The sequence below is a fragment of the Clostridium caldaquaticum genome, assembly GCF_023806125.1.
In the GTDB taxonomy this organism is placed as follows: Bacteria; Bacillota; Clostridia; order Clostridiales; family Clostridiaceae; genus Clostridium_AT; species Clostridium_AT caldaquaticum.
In genome coordinates this window covers 1-14,674 of sequence record NZ_JAMSKT010000026.1, presented here as the reverse complement: position 1 = coordinate 14,674, position 14,674 = coordinate 1, and the positions used below count along the sequence as shown (strand labels likewise).

Below are 14,674 nucleotides of genomic sequence, written 5' to 3'. Positions count from 1 at the left end.
TGTGGCAATTATGAAGGAAATTATAATAAAAGAGGATAAAGAAATTGGAATAAGTGACGAGGAATTGCTGAAAGCTTTAGAACAAGCAATTTGTGAGAAAAAGATGCAGCTTAAAAAGGTTCTCCTTCTGCCTCCTGATTTTACAAGAATGCACTCAGGTGCAGGAAAAATTACAAATATGTATTATAATATGTTAAAAAAAATATGTCAGGTAGATATTATGCCTGCTCTTGGAACTCATGAAGCTATGAGTAAAAGTGAGTGGGAAGATTTTTTCGGAGAATATATACCCTTTAGCTGCATGGTAGTGCATAACTGGAGAAATGATGTGGTAAAAATAGGAGAGGTTCCAGGTGATTATGTTAGTTTTATTTCTGAAGGACTTGTGGAAGAAGCAATTGATGTAGAAGTAAATAAACGTTTATTAGATAAAACTTATGATTTAATAATATCAATAGGTCAGGTAGTTCCACATGAAGTTGTAGGAATGGCTAATTATAGTAAAAATATATTTGTAGGCTGCGGCGGAAGCAGTATGATAAACAAATCTCATATGCTTGGAGCCTTTTATGGACTGGAAAGAATCATGGGTAAGGATGGTACTCCTGTAAGAAAGGTATTTGATTATGCAGAGCAACACTTTATTAAGGATATTCCTTTAATGTATGTTTTAACGGTGACTACAGCTAAGCAGGGAAAAGTATCAATTCATGGGCTTTATATAGGAAGGGAGAGAAAACTTTTTGAAGAGGCAGTAAAGCTTAGTCAGGAAAAAAATCTAACATTTGTTGACAGACCTTTCAAAAAAGTGATAGTATACCTTGATGGAAAAGAATTCAAAAGTACTTGGCTTGGGAATAAATCAGTATACAGAACCAGAATGGCTATTGCTGATGGTGGAGAACTTATAGTATTAGCACCTGGAGTAAAAAAATTTGGAGAAGATGACAAAAATGACGAGCTTATAAGAAAGTATGGTTATGTAGGAAGAGAAAAAGTTCTTGAGCTTGTTAAACAAAATGACGACCTTCAAGGCAATCTGTCTGTGGCCGCTCATCTTATTCATGGATCTTCAGATGACAGGTTTTCTATTACCTATGCTGTAGAAAAACTTACAAAAGAAGAGGTTGAAGGAGTAAACTATAAGTATATGCCTCTTAAGGAAGCTCAAAAGATGTATAATCCTGAAAAGCTTAAAGATGGTTTTAATATTTTAGAAAATGGTGAAGAAATATTTTATATAAGTAATCCAGCTTTAGGACTGTGGGCTGATAGGAGCAAGTTTATATAAATTATAAAAATCTTCTTATCTTAGGGTAAGAAGATTTTTTAAAGCATAAGTTAATAGTTCGTACAGTCCTAAAGGAACAGTATATAATAAAGAATAATTCAAAAATACTAAGTTATAATAAATGGTAAGTTTTAAAAAATTAATAATTTATAGTATAATAATTAGCAGCTAAGTATAAACGTTTATAAAAACAGTATTTTAAGAATTAAAATTGTAATAGTAAGTATTAAAAAAGGAATTATTCGGTGATTGAGAATGAAAAGAATAGAGTTAGTGTTTCAAAAACTTAAAGAGCTTAGTAAAAATAATGAAAATGGAATAATGGCATCTGATATAGCAAAAGAATTAAATCTTACCAGAGCTAATGTAAGTAATGATTTAAATAGGCTTTTTGAAGATGGTAGGATTATAAAAATTAAGGGTAAACCAACTTTATTTAAACCACTTAATGAAGAAAATACATCAATTATAAATGTATTTTCACAGACAAATCCGAGTTTGTATGGAGCCATTGAACAAGCTAAAGCTGCAATATTATATCCTCCGAATGGTATGAATATATTATTGCTTGGTGAAACTGGGGTAGGTAAATCCACATTTGCAGGATTAATTTATAAATACGCTATTGAAATGAAAATAAAAAGCGAAAAAAGTCCGTTTATAACTTTTAATTGTGCGGATTATGCGAATAATCCACAACTTCTTTTAGGACAATTATTCGGAGTGAAAAAAGGAGCTTATACAGGAGCCGATTTTGATAAAATTGGATTGTTAGAAAAAGCTGATGGAGGAATTCTATTTTTAGATGAAGTTCATAGACTTCCGGCAGAAGGACAGGAAATGTTTTTTACATTTATTGATAGGGGGATATATAGAAGACTTGGAGAGACCGACGTTGAAAGAACTGCAAAGGTACTTATAATAGCAGCAACTACAGAAGATCCTGGTACAAACCTTTTAAAAACTTTCACAAGAAGAATTCCTATGGTAATAAATATTCCTCCATTAAGGGAGAGGAGCATGGAGGAAAGGTTCTATCTTATAAAACAGTTTATGATTGAAGAGTCTATAAGACTTGGTAAGAATATAAAAGTATCTATAAATTCAATAAAGGCGTTTCTTTCTTATGACTGTGAAAACAATGTAGGACAGTTAAAATCCGATATACAGCTTGTTTGTGCGAAAGCTTATGCAGATTACTTATCTCATAAGAAAAGTGATATAAGTATAAGCAACATGGATTTACCTTTGCATATAAGAGAAGGTCTGTTTAAGGAAACAGAGCATAGGCAATTATGGGGTAAACTCATTGATATTAATAAGAGGTATTGTATTTTTGACAAAAATGAAAAAAATTTAATACTTGAGAAAAATGAAAATGAACAAAGTATCTATGAAATGCTAGAAGTAAAAACAAGAGAACTTAAATCAATGGGTATTAAAGGTGCTAGGTTTGAAGAAGAAATTGAAAGTGATATAGAAAGCTATTTTAAAAAATATATGAATAAGTTTTCTGATAAGATAAACACATCATCTTTAGAAAGTATTGTTGAACCAGATATTATTAATTTAATAGAAAAGATAATTATTTTTTGTGAAGAAGAACTTAAGAGAAAGATGGATAAACAAATATATTATGGTTTAGCGGTTCATATAAACAGTTCTATAGACAGAATAAGAAGAAATAAAAAAATTGAAAATCCAAAGCTGAATTCAATACGAAAGGAACACCCAGTAGAATTTAGCATAGCAGTAGATGTTCTAAAAATCATAGAACAAGCTATAGATATTAGTATGCCTTTAGATGAAGCTGGATTTATTGCAATGTTTTTAATTTATGATGCTAAAAAAATACAGAATAAACAAAATAACGTAAAAATAATTATTATAGCTCATGGCGTAAGTACTGCTACATCTATGGCAGAAGCCGTAAATGGACTTTTGGGAACTAAGTATGCTAATGGTATAAATGCTCCTATAGATGAAAAGCCACAGGTTACATTACAAAAAACTAAAGATTATATAAGACAAAATAGTATTGCTTCAGATATTCTATTCTTAGTGGATATGGGATCTCTTACGACTTTTAGTAAGGAAATTGAAAAAGAATTTAAGATAAAAACTAGAACAATTCCTTTAGCTAGTACTCTGCATTGTATCGAAGCTACAAGAAAAGCAATGATTGGTTATTCATTAGATGAAATATACAAAGATACATTGGAAGTAAGTAATCTGTACGATAATAATATGTTAGATTATATACCTGAGATAATAGAAGAGAAAAAACTTGCAATAGTAACAGTATGTACTACAGGAGAAGGCACTGCTAAGATAATGGTAAATCTTTTAAAACAAAGTATTATATTTGACAGTGATTTAATTGAAATTATCCCAATTAATTATATAGGAAAAGAAACAGTATATGAAACATTGACAAAATTATCATTAAAATACGAAATAATATGTATAGTTAGTCCTTTTGAACTAAAGGTAGATTATCCTCAGTTCAAATTAGATGATATTATAGAAGGCAATTGTAATAGTGATATACAAAGTATTATAAACAGAGAAAAAATTTATATTAAGATGCAGGAGTCATTAGAGCATCAATTAAAAAATATTGAAAGTAAAGTAGTAATTAGGGATATAAAGAAATTTTGTAAAAATGTTGCAGAAACATTGAATATAAAATTAACTTTAAATGCACTTATAGGTATAACACTTCATATGGCTTGTATGATTGATCGATTAAGTAACAATGAAACGGTGGAAGAATATAAAGGTAAGGAAGAGTATATTAATAAAAATCAAGAAATCTTCAGAGTAATTAAAAGTGAGTGTGCTCATTTAAATACTAAGTATTCTATTTTAATCTCTGATGACGAAATATGTTATCTTATGAATTTATTCAGTATGAGAAGTAGAAGGAATAAAACACTTATTTGATGTGTTTCAAAAGGTTTTGAAAAGGCAAAACAAATAAAGGCTTTTTCAAAACCTTTTAAATTTTATCTGAACAGTTGAAAATACAACTTTAAAAGCTTATAAAAAATTTTATTGTATGAATTTAGTTTTGGCACATAACTTGCTTTATATATAGATACAATACAAATTAAATAATCAGAATAGAGGGTGGGATCAATGGAAATGACATCATTGGAACAAATAGTTATGGAATTGGTAGTTAATGGAGGTGATGCAAAAAGTAAGGCGATGCAAGCTATTAAAGCAGCTAAGAAAGGTGATATGAATCTTGCTAAGCAAAAAATAAATGAGGCAAATGAGTCTTTATGTAAGGCGCACGAGATTCAGACCAATCTAATTCAAAATGAAGCAGCGGGTAATCATGTACAAGTAACTTTACTTATGGTTCATGCTCAGGATCATTTAATGAACGCTATAACAATACGTGATTTAGTTCAGGAAATGATAGATATGTATGAAGAATTTAGAAAATAATAAAAACCAAATAAAATCTTTATATACAAATAAAATTTCAGGAGGGAAAAATAATGAAGTATATAACATTAATATGTGCAGCAGGAATGTCAACAAGTATGCTAATGGCTAGAATGCAGGAAGCTGCAAACAAGCAAGGTATTGAAGTGAAGATTATTGCTATGTCAGAATCAAAGTTTGAAGATTACAATGAGCCTACAGATGTTTTACTTTTAGGTCCTCAAATTGCATATTTAGAGGACGAAATAAAAGAACAGTATGAGCCAAAGGGAATTAAAGTTTCAGTGATAAATATGATGGATTATGGAACTATGAATGGTGAAAAAGTTTTAAATGATGCACTAGCATTGTTAGATTAATTATAAGTAAAAATATTATTTTAAAAATATATAGGGGGAAAAACAATGTCAAAATTTGATATACAAGCTATAACTAAAAGATTAGCTCCAACTATGAATAAGATTCAAAAAAGTAAATTAACAAGCGGAATTACTGGTGGAATGATGTCAGCATTACCTGTTACCTTATTCGGTTCTTTTGCTGCGCTATTTTTAAACTTTCCAATTCCAGCTTGGAAAACTTTTATTTCAAGCAATGGAATTGCATCAGTTGTGAATACTGGAATATTATTCTCCACAAATTTCCTGGCTATAGTATTTCTGCTAACTATAGCATGCAGCTATGCAAAGCAGTATAAAGAAGATGCTACAATACCTGTACTATTGTCAGTAGTATGTTTCTTTATTGTAACACCAATTTCTGTAAATAAAATAAACAATGCAAATGTAACCTCAATACCAGTTGAATGGTTAGGCGCTAAAGGTATTTTCTCAGCAATTATAATAAGTGTGGTGGCAACAAGACTATATATATATTTTAAGCAAAAGGGCTGGACTATTAAAATGCCTTCAAGCGTGCCTCCTGTAGTATCCACCAGCTTCAGTGGCTTAGTTCCAGGATTTATAGTTATTATTTTATTTTTATTTGTTTCAGGAATTTTTGGAGCAACTTCTTATAAAACTATGCATGCGTTTATATATTCATTTGTGCAAACTCCGCTTCAAGGTGTTGGTGGAAATATAATATCAATAATACTTTTATGGACTTTTGCACAAATATTATGGTTCTTTGGTATTCATGGAACATTAGTTATATATTCAGTAGTGCTTCCAATATTTACAGCAATGGATGCAGCTCAATTAGCTGCTTATTCAGCAGGACAACCTCTTCCTAATATAACTGGACGTGCCTTTGTAAGTACTTATACTATGAGTGCCAGCGCAATTGGATTTGCATTACTTATGTTATTATTTGCAAAAAGTAAACAATATAAGACATTAGGAAAACTATCAACTGTACCAGCTCTTTTTGGTATAAGTGAACCATTGGTTTTTGGTACGCCACTTGTACTTAATTTTAGATTTGCTATACCATTTATATTTATGAATGCTATAAGTTTAACTATTGCATATGTTTTAACAGTTATAGGATTAGTTCCAAGAGTAGCAGGAATGCAGCCAGTAAGCGGTATGCCAATAATATTCAGTGGTTTAATGGAAGGAAGTTGGAAGATATCTGTACTTCAGGTTTTACTTGTGCTTTTACAGATGGTAGTATGGTATCCATTCTTTAAGAAGGCAGATAATGAGGCTTATGAAACAGAGCAGAAAAATAGTGTTTCTGAAAAAACAGTTACTGTTTAAAAAGCTATAAGAAAGTAATAAATAATCAGCTATAAGTCAACCATTTATAAATGGTTGACTTATAGCTAAGAAAAATAAATTGAAAATAGGTGATAATACTTGAAAACAATTGAATTGAATCATAAATGGCTTTTTATTAAAGATAATAATGAAACTTTTATAGAAAATGAAATAAATAATCCAGAGATTATAAACTTACCACATTGTTTCAATGCTATAGATGGACAAAGCGGTGAGGGTATGTTTAGAGGACAGTGTTTCTATCAGAAAAAGCTGGATATAAGAAATGAAGATTTTAATAAATTTTTCTTTTTAGAAATAGGATCTGCAGGTCTTATTTGTAAGGTATATATTAACGGACAATTAGCTGGAGACAGTCAATGTGGATTTTCAATGTTTAGAGTATTTTTAAACCCTTTCCTAAAGGCTGGGGAAAATCTCATTTCAATCATGGTGGATAATAGCTATCATAGTGATATATATCCGCTGATGGCTGACTTTTCGTTTTATGGTGGACTATATCGTGAAGTGAAGCTTATAGCTACAGAAGCACTTCACTTTGATTTGATGGATAATGGAAGAGATGGAATATATCTAACTCAAAAAAATATTGAAAAAGATGTTTTCGAGTTAAAGATAACAGGAAAAGTAATAAATGAATTGCCTGAAGCAAAAAAAGGAATAATTCTAATTAGTCTTTTAGATAGAGAAAAAAACACAATTTTTAGTAAAAAAATAAAAATTATGGTTTCAAAGGAATCTGGATTTGAGCTGATAGAAAAAATTAATAATCCAATTCTTTGGCAGGGAATAGAAAATCCTTATCTTTATACTTTAAAGGCAGAACTGATTTATAACGAAGAGCTTTGTGATTCAAGAAACATTGAAATAGGCTTTAGGAATATAGAAATTACTCCCAATAAAGGTATATTTTTAAATGGTAAAGCTATTAAATTAAATGGTGTTTCTAGGCATCAGGATTTTTATGGAGTCGGTAACGCCTTAACTAAAGAACATATGGATTTAGATATGTCAATTATAAAAGAAATAGGTGCAAACACTATAAGACTTTCCCATTATCAGCACGATGATTATTTTTATACTCTTTGTGACAGAGAAGGATTATTGGTGTGGGCGGAAATTCCGTTTATCAGTATTCCCACAACTTCTGATAAAGAAAATAAAAACGCAAAGGAACAGCTTGAAAGATTAATTAAACAAGCTTATAATCATAGTTCCATATATTGCTGGGGAGTTCAAAATGAGATAACCATCGCGATAGAAAATGAAAATATATATAAAATGGTAAATAATCTTGTTACTTTTGCCAGGAAATTAGATACAAGCAGATTCATTGCACAGGCAAATATTCATTCTGTAGCTAATGAAAGCCCACTAAATGAGTTAACTGATTTGGTTGGATATAATCTATATTATGGCTGGTATTATAAAGATATGCAAGATTTAGGAAAGAGGTTGGATGAATTTCATGAAGCAAGACCTAATATACCAGTGATGGTTACAGAGTATGGAGTGGATACTAATCCAAAGCTACATTCATATAATCCAACAATTAAAGATTATACTGAAGAGTATCAGCTGTTATTTCAAGACAATGCACTTAAAACCTTTAATGAACGACCATTTGTTTTGGGTGGATATGCATGGGCTATGTTTGATTTTGGAAGCGAGATTAGAAATGAAGGAGGAGAAAAGGGAAAAAATCAGAAAGGTTTGGTAACTATAGATAGAAAGATAAAAAAAGATGCATTTTATTTATGTAAAGCTTACTGGTCAAAAGAGCACTTTGTTAAGTTTGCTGGCAGCAGATTTGTTAATAGACATGAAGAATTAAATGATATAGTAGTATTATCCAATTTAACACATATCAAACTTTATTTAAATGATCGATTTATTAGTGAAATTAATAATACTGAACCAATGAAGAAATTTAATGGTGTTAAGTTAGAATCAGGACAAAATATTATTAAAGTTGAGGCATTTGACGAAAAGGGCAATATTTATAGAGATGAAATGATTTTAAATAAGGTTAAGGAAATAGATAAAAGTTATATTCTTCCTAAAATTGAAGAGAAAAAGCATGTAACTAATTGGTTTGAAAAGTTTGATTTATCAGATGTTCATGAGATTGTTATCAAAGAAGGCTATTACTCAATATATGATACTGTTGAAAAGCTTTATGAAAATGAGAAAGCAAAAGCAGTATTTAAGAAATTTTTCGGAGATTTGGCTGAAGAACCTCGTTTCCAAGTAATGAAAGGAATATTTACTATAGAAGGCATGTCTAAGCGTTCTATGTTTAATATACCAAAAGAGTTGTTAGGTGTTATTAATAAAGAGCTAAACGTTATTCCAAAGAATCAGACTTAATAAATATAAGTTAATTAAAGTTGTTTAAAAGTAATTCAATAATATAATGTACACTTAAAAAAAGTTTGAACCAGAGATTTCATATGCTGGTTCAAGCCTTTCGTTTATGTTTTTAGACGATGACGGAAGACTTTACTTTTTTAGTTGATATTTTTCAAGGTAAGTCAGTTGTTAAATATACTGATACAAGAACCTATGAAGTCAATTTAAACAATCTTACTATATATAAAAAAAGAATATAACCAGGGGGCATCCATAGTTTTGTGTAAATCACATATATGGATGCTCCTTTTTAATTTTATATTAAATTATCAAATACTTCAGCGATTTTAAGTTTATAGTTATTATTCCATACAATTTTATCTTCCAAATTGTATTTTACAATCTTGCTATAAACTCCATTTACATTATTACTGTAAACTGTTATTACCATTTTAAAGGGATCAACTATCCAGTATTCTGAAACTTTAAATCTTTCATACACTTGTAATTTAGTACCTGTATCTCTATCTTTAGTTGTCCAGGATAATATTTCTACTATCAATTTTGGAATTCCCTTATAAATTGAACATTCAAACTCTTGCATATTACATACAACCATTATATTTGGTTCGAATTGATATTCTTCATCATTGGAGTATAGGGTGTAAACATTTTAAAACATAGTATTATGAATAAATATTAAATGTTGAATTTCATGTTAAAGATATAAAGGAATATATTTCAGTTGAAAAGATTTAGAACAATGAAAAATAAAATTAATAGTTATTATACTTTATCAATTTTTGGATATATAAAAAATATGGCGTTGACAAAATATAAAGATAGAAGTAACATAAGCATATAAGTAAATGCTTATGTATGTTGTTATAGAAATATGTATGGAGATTAAAGGTTCAAATGATCTTCTAATGGAAATTATTAACTGAAAACAAGTACGTATATATTATATAGTGTATATAAAGAAAGGAAGAATAGATGTGTTAGTAAGATTAAAAGAAATATCTAAATTATTAAAAGTAATATCAAATGAAAATAGATTAGCGATAATATGTCATTTATTAGAAAAACCTATGACTGTAAGTGAGCTTCATGAAAGGCTTAGTCATATGACTCAACCAGCCTTATCTCAGCATTTAGCTATGCTAAAGTCAAATAAAATATTAGATTCAGATAAGAAAGGACTTACAATTACTTATTTTATTCTAGATAAAAAAATAATAAGTATAATAGAAACTTTAAAGTCTAATTATTGTGATTAGAATACAAACAAGGTAAATAGGAGTTGATATTTGATGAATGTAAATTCAAAGGAAGCTTTAGAAGTTTTAATAAATAATAATCAAATGGTTCTGGTTTATTTTGGAAGTAATACCTGCAATGTCTGTAATGCTATAGAATCAAAAGTTCAGGAACTTTTAAAGAATTACCCTAAAATTAAAAGTTCCAAAATAGATGTAGAAAAATATTTAGAGATTTCAGCAGCTTACAACGTATTTACTATCCCTGTTATTCTCGTGTTTATTGAGGGTAAAGAAATGCTTAGAGAAGCTAGGTATATTAGTATACAGGATGTAAAAAATAAATTAGAAAGATATTATAATGTATTATTTGAATAATACATAAAAAAGGTAACGTTTAGTTCTTATAAGGCTATTATTAAGCTTATATATGAGATGCTCATAATATTAAAATAAAATTACACAAAGGAGAAAAACAATGAAGGCAGTATATAAAAACCCTAGGGAATTAGCTACAAAACTTATAGATTTAGTTGATAATTACAGGGAAGGTTTAATAACTTATGATAAATTTAAAGAAACAATTACTGTTATGATAGCAAAAAATGGAGATCGTATTTATAAAAATGGCTTTATGCCTGTTAGATTAATTAGTATTATAGGAGACGATAGGAAAGCTATTATTGATGAAGTAGCAAATAAACAATGATTGTTGTTAACATTATCTTTTTTTGCTATGTAATGTATTTATTATAGCTATATAAGTTATAATAAACCATATAAAATAGTTACATATTCTTAATACCTTATTAAGCAATTTTTAATAAAATTTAGTACTGGCTGTGATATAATATATTTATATAATGATAAGGAGGATGTATAAAAATGGATTTTGTTAATAAAGGACTTTCAAGTTTTTGGATTATAATTCTAAGTTTTATAGGGATATTCTTTTTAATAAATATACTTCCAGTAATAATTTTAATAACAGCTGGAGTTTGGGGAGTCAGTTATGTGATTAAAGCTACTAGAAAATGGCATATTAATAGAAAAAATTTTTTTAAAGGTGAAGCAGAAAAATCCGAAAAAGTAGAAACTATAAAACAAGATTTTTCAGAAGGTTTTACTACAGGAAAAGTAATAGACGTTGAATATACTGAAATTAAATAATGATCACTGCAATGGTTTAAAGAAAAATAAAATTTTATTTATCATTCGTAAATATATTTATATTACATTGACATTTTTTAAACAGAAATATTAAAATATTACTTATATTGTTTATATAATGATTAATTAAATCTTCTTATCTTAGTGTAAGAAGATTTTTCATTATGAAAGGGGAGAATTGCTTGGAAATAAAAAAAGTTAGTGGTAATACCTTTTGTATTGATACAGGAATGACATACATACCATTTTATAAAGTTAATGATAAAGAAATTATTATGCTGGATTCAGGATGGATGCAAGGTGAGCGTGAAGGAATTGAAGAATTGCTTCAAAGCAATAATTTAAAAGTAAATGCTATTATAAATAGTCATGCTCACATAGATCATATTGGAAATAATGCCTATTTTAAAAGCAAATACAACTGTATTATTGCAATGCCTGCATATGAAGCACTTATTTGCAGTAGTCTAACTAATCTGAAGCTTTTTTTCAAAAATCAGACTTTGAAGGAGGTAGAAGAACATTATGGACATATGATTTGCAAAGCTGATATTATGATAGAAGATAGCCAGGAGGAAGTATTTCTGTGCGGCATTACGTTTAAAGTCATTCATACACCTGGACACAGCCCTGCCCATATATGCATCATAACTCCTGATGATGTTGCATATTTAGGAGATTCCCTTATAAGTTATGAAGTAATGAAGAGTGCAAAGATGCCTTATGCCTTTATACTAAGTGAGGATATGAAAAGTAAGGCAAAGCTTTATGATTTAAAGTGCAGAAAGTATTTGGTGGCACATAAAGGAATATATGATGATATTAAAAAACTTATAGATGATAATATAGATTTTTATGAAAACAGAGCAGAAAAAATATATGAAGTAATTGAAGATACTATGACATTTGAAGAGATTATGAAGGCTGTTATAAAAAGTTTTCATATTCATATCAGCGGTATTTATAGATACTATTTTATAGAAAGAATGTTAAGAAGTTATGTGGAATATTTATATGAAATAAAAAAGCTTAAGCTTATTATGGACAATGGATTTGTTAAATACTCAAAAGCATTTGATGAATAATAACAAAAATTATTTGGTTACAAGATTATACTTTAGTATTCAATAAATAAATAAGAATTTGCAAAAAGAGTTGAAATAAATATAAATCTGGTGTATTATTATCTTAGATAATCTAATAAATATCCTTTAAACGATCCTGTGAGGTCGTAAGGCTTAAGCAATAATGTATTTTGATATAGCATCGTCTTACCCACAGGGCAAGACGTTTTTTTATTTTATGTAATTATTAAATAAATATTACAAACAACTAATTTAAATAAAATTGGTTAAAATAATTTACAAAGAAGGTGATATGATGAAATTGAAGACAGTGCTTCTTGACGATAAGGCTGTACAAAGAACTCTTATAAGAATTTCTCATGAAATAATAGAAAAGAACAAAGGAGTTCAGGATATAGTACTTATTGGTATAAAAAGGAGGGGAGTTCCACTTGCTAAAAGATTAGCCTTGCAAATAGCAAAATTTGAAGGTGTTGAAGTTCCTGTAGGTAGTGTAGATATTACACTATATAGAGACGATTTAAGTACCTTATCTGATATGCCTAAGATTAATAACAAGAATATAGACATAGAGGTAAAAAATAAAAAGGTAATAATTGTTGATGACGTTCTTTATACAGGAAGAACTACAAGAGCAGCTATAGATGCAATACTTGATAATGGACGACCAATGAGTATTCAATTGGCAGTACTTATTGATAGAGGTCATAGAGAATTGCCTATAAGAGCTGATTATGTAGGTAAAAACATTCCAACTTCAAAAAATGAGCTTATTTCTGTAGAGCTTACAGAGATAGACAATAATGATTCAGTTAAGATTTATGAATTATAAAATCTTTTAAAATAATCCAGTGAGGTTAAAAGGAGGAAATTCTAATTATGAAAAATTATATCGATGTAGATGAAAGACTGCCATTAGCTAAAACTATACCATTAAGTTTACAGCATCTTTGTGCCATGTTTGGTGCAACAATCCTTGTGCCGATTCTATTTCATATCAATCCTGCCATAGCATTGCTTATGAATGGAATAGGTACTCTTCTTTATACAATAATAACCAAAGGAAAAATTCCAGCATATTTAGGATCAAGCTTTGCATTTATAGCTCCAGTAACTCTTATAATTTCCACTCTTGGTGGATTTGCTTATGCTCAGACAGGGTTCATTTTCTTCGGACTATTCTTTGTTGTTATGTCCTTTATTATTAAATATGTAGGAGTTAAATGGATTGATATAGTTATGCCGCCGGCAGTAATGGGATCAGTGGTAGCGGTTATAGGTCTTGAACTTGCACCAGTTGCTGCACAATCTGCAGGGTTGATTCCTGATTCAAAGCTTGGCATAAATACTCAATATGTATTTGTATCCATCTTTACACTCTTAGTTGGAGTAATTGGTACAGTAGTTTTTAAGAAGTTTTTGAAAGTAATACCAATATTAATAGCAGTTGTTGCTGGATATGTGTTGTCATTATTTATGGGAATGGTTGATACTAAAATTATAGCTGATGCAAGTTGGTTTGCACTGCCTAAGTTTCAGATGCCAAAATTCAGCATTAATGCAATATTAATTATTGCTCCTGCATGTTTGGTTGTTTTGGCTGAGCATATAAGCCACCTTATAGTTACTGGTAATGTTGTTGGAAAAGATTTAATGAAAGAACCAGGATTGGATAAATCCTTACTTGCTGATGGTGTAACAAATATTTTATCTGGTTTTGCAGGATCACCTCCAAATACTACTTACGGAGAGAATATAGGTGTACTTGCTATTACAAGGGTTTTTTCAATATGGGTAATAAGAGGCGCAGCAATACTAGCTATAATACTATCATGTATAGGTAAAGTAGCGGCAATTATACAAGCTATTCCAAGCCCTGTTATGGGAGGAATAACATTGCTTCTTTATGGTATTATTGCAATTTCAGGTTTAAGAATGCTAGTTGAAAGCAAAGTTGATTTTAGTAAAAATTATAATATGGTACTTGCAGCAGTTACTTTCGGAATTGGTGTAAGTGGTGCTACCATACACCTTGGTAGCAGCGGCGTAGAACTTAAAGGTATGGCTTTTGCTGCAGTTGCTGGTATGGTTCTTTCATTAGTGTTTTATATACTTAGTAAGCTTGGACTTCTCAATGAGGAATATAAACCTGTTAATAACAATGAGGATAATATAGTTTAATAAAATATACAATAGTAACAAAAACCCATGGTACTAAAAAGTAATCCATGGGTTTTTTAATGTGCGCCCGGCATGGGCGTAATCTTGTCGGTGAAAGTCCGATACGGGGGTTGATAGTACCAACCGTTAGCTTAAGACAAGGGTGTCCACCGT

The 14,674-nt window shown here is 29.5% G+C and carries 13 protein-coding genes and 1 pseudogene; 13 read left to right on the top strand and 1 reads right to left on the bottom strand.

The window, feature by feature from the left end; all coding sequences use genetic code 11:
• Positions 1-10: 10 nt before the first annotated feature.
• From M2651_RS13490 to M2651_RS13465, 6 genes are all read left to right on the top strand, one after another.
• The gene (locus tag M2651_RS13490; protein WP_252132859.1) at positions 11-1,291 is read left to right on the top strand and encodes a nickel-dependent putative hexonate epimerase; all 1,281 of its coding nucleotides are present in this window, start codon (positions 11-13) and stop codon (positions 1,289-1,291) included.
• 255 nt (positions 1,292-1,546) lie between these two features.
• Positions 1,547-4,237: a sigma-54-dependent transcriptional regulator gene (locus M2651_RS13485; protein ID WP_252132858.1), complete on the top strand. Its 2,691-nt coding sequence runs from the start codon at positions 1,547-1,549 to the stop codon at positions 4,235-4,237.
• A gap of 195 nt (positions 4,238-4,432) precedes the next feature.
• A complete protein-coding gene (locus tag M2651_RS13480) occupies positions 4,433-4,750 on the top strand; it encodes a PTS sugar transporter subunit IIA (RefSeq protein ID WP_252132857.1) in 318 nt (105 codons plus the stop codon).
• A 53-nt stretch (positions 4,751-4,803) separates the two neighbouring features.
• Positions 4,804-5,109: a PTS sugar transporter subunit IIB gene (locus tag M2651_RS13475; protein ID WP_252132856.1), complete on the top strand. Its 306-nt coding sequence runs from the start codon at positions 4,804-4,806 to the stop codon at positions 5,107-5,109.
• A gap of 45 nt (positions 5,110-5,154) precedes the next feature.
• A complete protein-coding gene (locus M2651_RS13470) occupies positions 5,155-6,453 on the top strand; it encodes a PTS sugar transporter subunit IIC (RefSeq protein ID WP_252132855.1) in 1,299 nt (432 codons plus the stop codon).
• 99 nt (positions 6,454-6,552) lie between these two features.
• Positions 6,553-8,844: a glycoside hydrolase family 2 protein gene (locus M2651_RS13465; protein ID WP_252132854.1), complete on the top strand. Its 2,292-nt coding sequence runs from the start codon at positions 6,553-6,555 to the stop codon at positions 8,842-8,844.
• Positions 8,845-9,142: 298 nt separating this feature from the next.
• Here M2651_RS13465 and M2651_RS13460 read toward each other — a convergent pair.
• Positions 9,143-9,460: pseudogene (locus M2651_RS13460) on the bottom strand (Uma2 family endonuclease); the annotation flags it as partial.
• Between the two features lie 364 nt (positions 9,461-9,824).
• On the opposite strand from M2651_RS13460, the gene M2651_RS13455 reads away from it, so the two are divergent.
• The 7 genes from M2651_RS13455 to uraA all read left to right on the top strand — a co-directional run bounded on the left by M2651_RS13455 (position 9,825) and on the right by uraA (position 14,521).
• Positions 9,825-10,106 (top strand): ArsR/SmtB family transcription factor, encoded by a 282-nt coding sequence (locus tag M2651_RS13455; RefSeq protein WP_252132852.1) that lies wholly within the window; start codon positions 9,825-9,827, stop codon positions 10,104-10,106.
• Positions 10,107-10,139: 33 nt separating this feature from the next.
• The gene (locus M2651_RS13450; RefSeq protein WP_252132868.1) at positions 10,140-10,463 is read left to right on the top strand and encodes a thioredoxin family protein; all 324 of its coding nucleotides are present in this window, start codon (positions 10,140-10,142) and stop codon (positions 10,461-10,463) included.
• A gap of 100 nt (positions 10,464-10,563) precedes the next feature.
• On the top strand, positions 10,564-10,794 hold the full coding sequence (locus tag M2651_RS13445) for a TIGR04540 family protein (RefSeq protein ID WP_252132851.1): 231 nt from the start codon (positions 10,564-10,566) through the stop codon (positions 10,792-10,794).
• A gap of 176 nt (positions 10,795-10,970) precedes the next feature.
• Positions 10,971-11,255 carry a hypothetical protein gene (locus tag M2651_RS13440; RefSeq protein ID WP_252132850.1) on the top strand — a complete coding sequence of 95 codons (285 nt, stop codon included), beginning with the start codon at positions 10,971-10,973 and terminating at the stop codon, positions 11,253-11,255.
• A gap of 182 nt (positions 11,256-11,437) precedes the next feature.
• On the top strand, positions 11,438-12,340 hold the full coding sequence (locus tag M2651_RS13435) for an MBL fold metallo-hydrolase (protein ID WP_252132849.1): 903 nt from the start codon (positions 11,438-11,440) through the stop codon (positions 12,338-12,340).
• Positions 12,341-12,635: 295 nt separating this feature from the next.
• Positions 12,636-13,172 (top strand): bifunctional pyr operon transcriptional regulator/uracil phosphoribosyltransferase PyrR, encoded by a 537-nt coding sequence (gene pyrR / locus M2651_RS13430; RefSeq protein WP_252132867.1) that lies wholly within the window; start codon positions 12,636-12,638, stop codon positions 13,170-13,172.
• A 47-nt stretch (positions 13,173-13,219) separates the two neighbouring features.
• Positions 13,220-14,521, top strand: a complete 1,302-nt coding sequence (gene uraA / locus M2651_RS13425) for a uracil permease (protein ID WP_252132848.1) — start codon at positions 13,220-13,222, stop codon at positions 14,519-14,521.
• The last annotated feature ends 153 nt before the right edge of the window (positions 14,522-14,674 follow it).

Bases quoted from the DNA above. Each gene is read 5' to 3' on its own strand.
- M2651_RS13490 (WP_252132859.1), top strand. From the start codon at position 11: ATGAAGGAAATTATAATAAAAGAGGATAAAGAAATTGGAATAAGTGAC.
- M2651_RS13485 (WP_252132858.1), top strand. From the start codon at position 1,547: ATGAAAAGAATAGAGTTAGTGTTTCAAAAACTTAAAGAGCTTAGTAAA.
- M2651_RS13480 (WP_252132857.1), top strand. From the start codon at position 4,433: ATGGAAATGACATCATTGGAACAAATAGTTATGGAATTGGTAGTTAAT.
- M2651_RS13475 (WP_252132856.1), top strand. From the start codon at position 4,804: ATGAAGTATATAACATTAATATGTGCAGCAGGAATGTCAACAAGTATG.
- M2651_RS13470 (WP_252132855.1), top strand. From the start codon at position 5,155: ATGTCAAAATTTGATATACAAGCTATAACTAAAAGATTAGCTCCAACT.
- M2651_RS13450 (WP_252132868.1), top strand. From the start codon at position 10,140: ATGAATGTAAATTCAAAGGAAGCTTTAGAAGTTTTAATAAATAATAAT.
- M2651_RS13445 (WP_252132851.1), top strand. From the start codon at position 10,564: ATGAAGGCAGTATATAAAAACCCTAGGGAATTAGCTACAAAACTTATA.
- M2651_RS13440 (WP_252132850.1), top strand. From the start codon at position 10,971: ATGGATTTTGTTAATAAAGGACTTTCAAGTTTTTGGATTATAATTCTA.
- pyrR (WP_252132867.1), top strand. From the start codon at position 12,636: ATGAAATTGAAGACAGTGCTTCTTGACGATAAGGCTGTACAAAGAACT.
- uraA (WP_252132848.1), top strand. From the start codon at position 13,220: ATGAAAAATTATATCGATGTAGATGAAAGACTGCCATTAGCTAAAACT.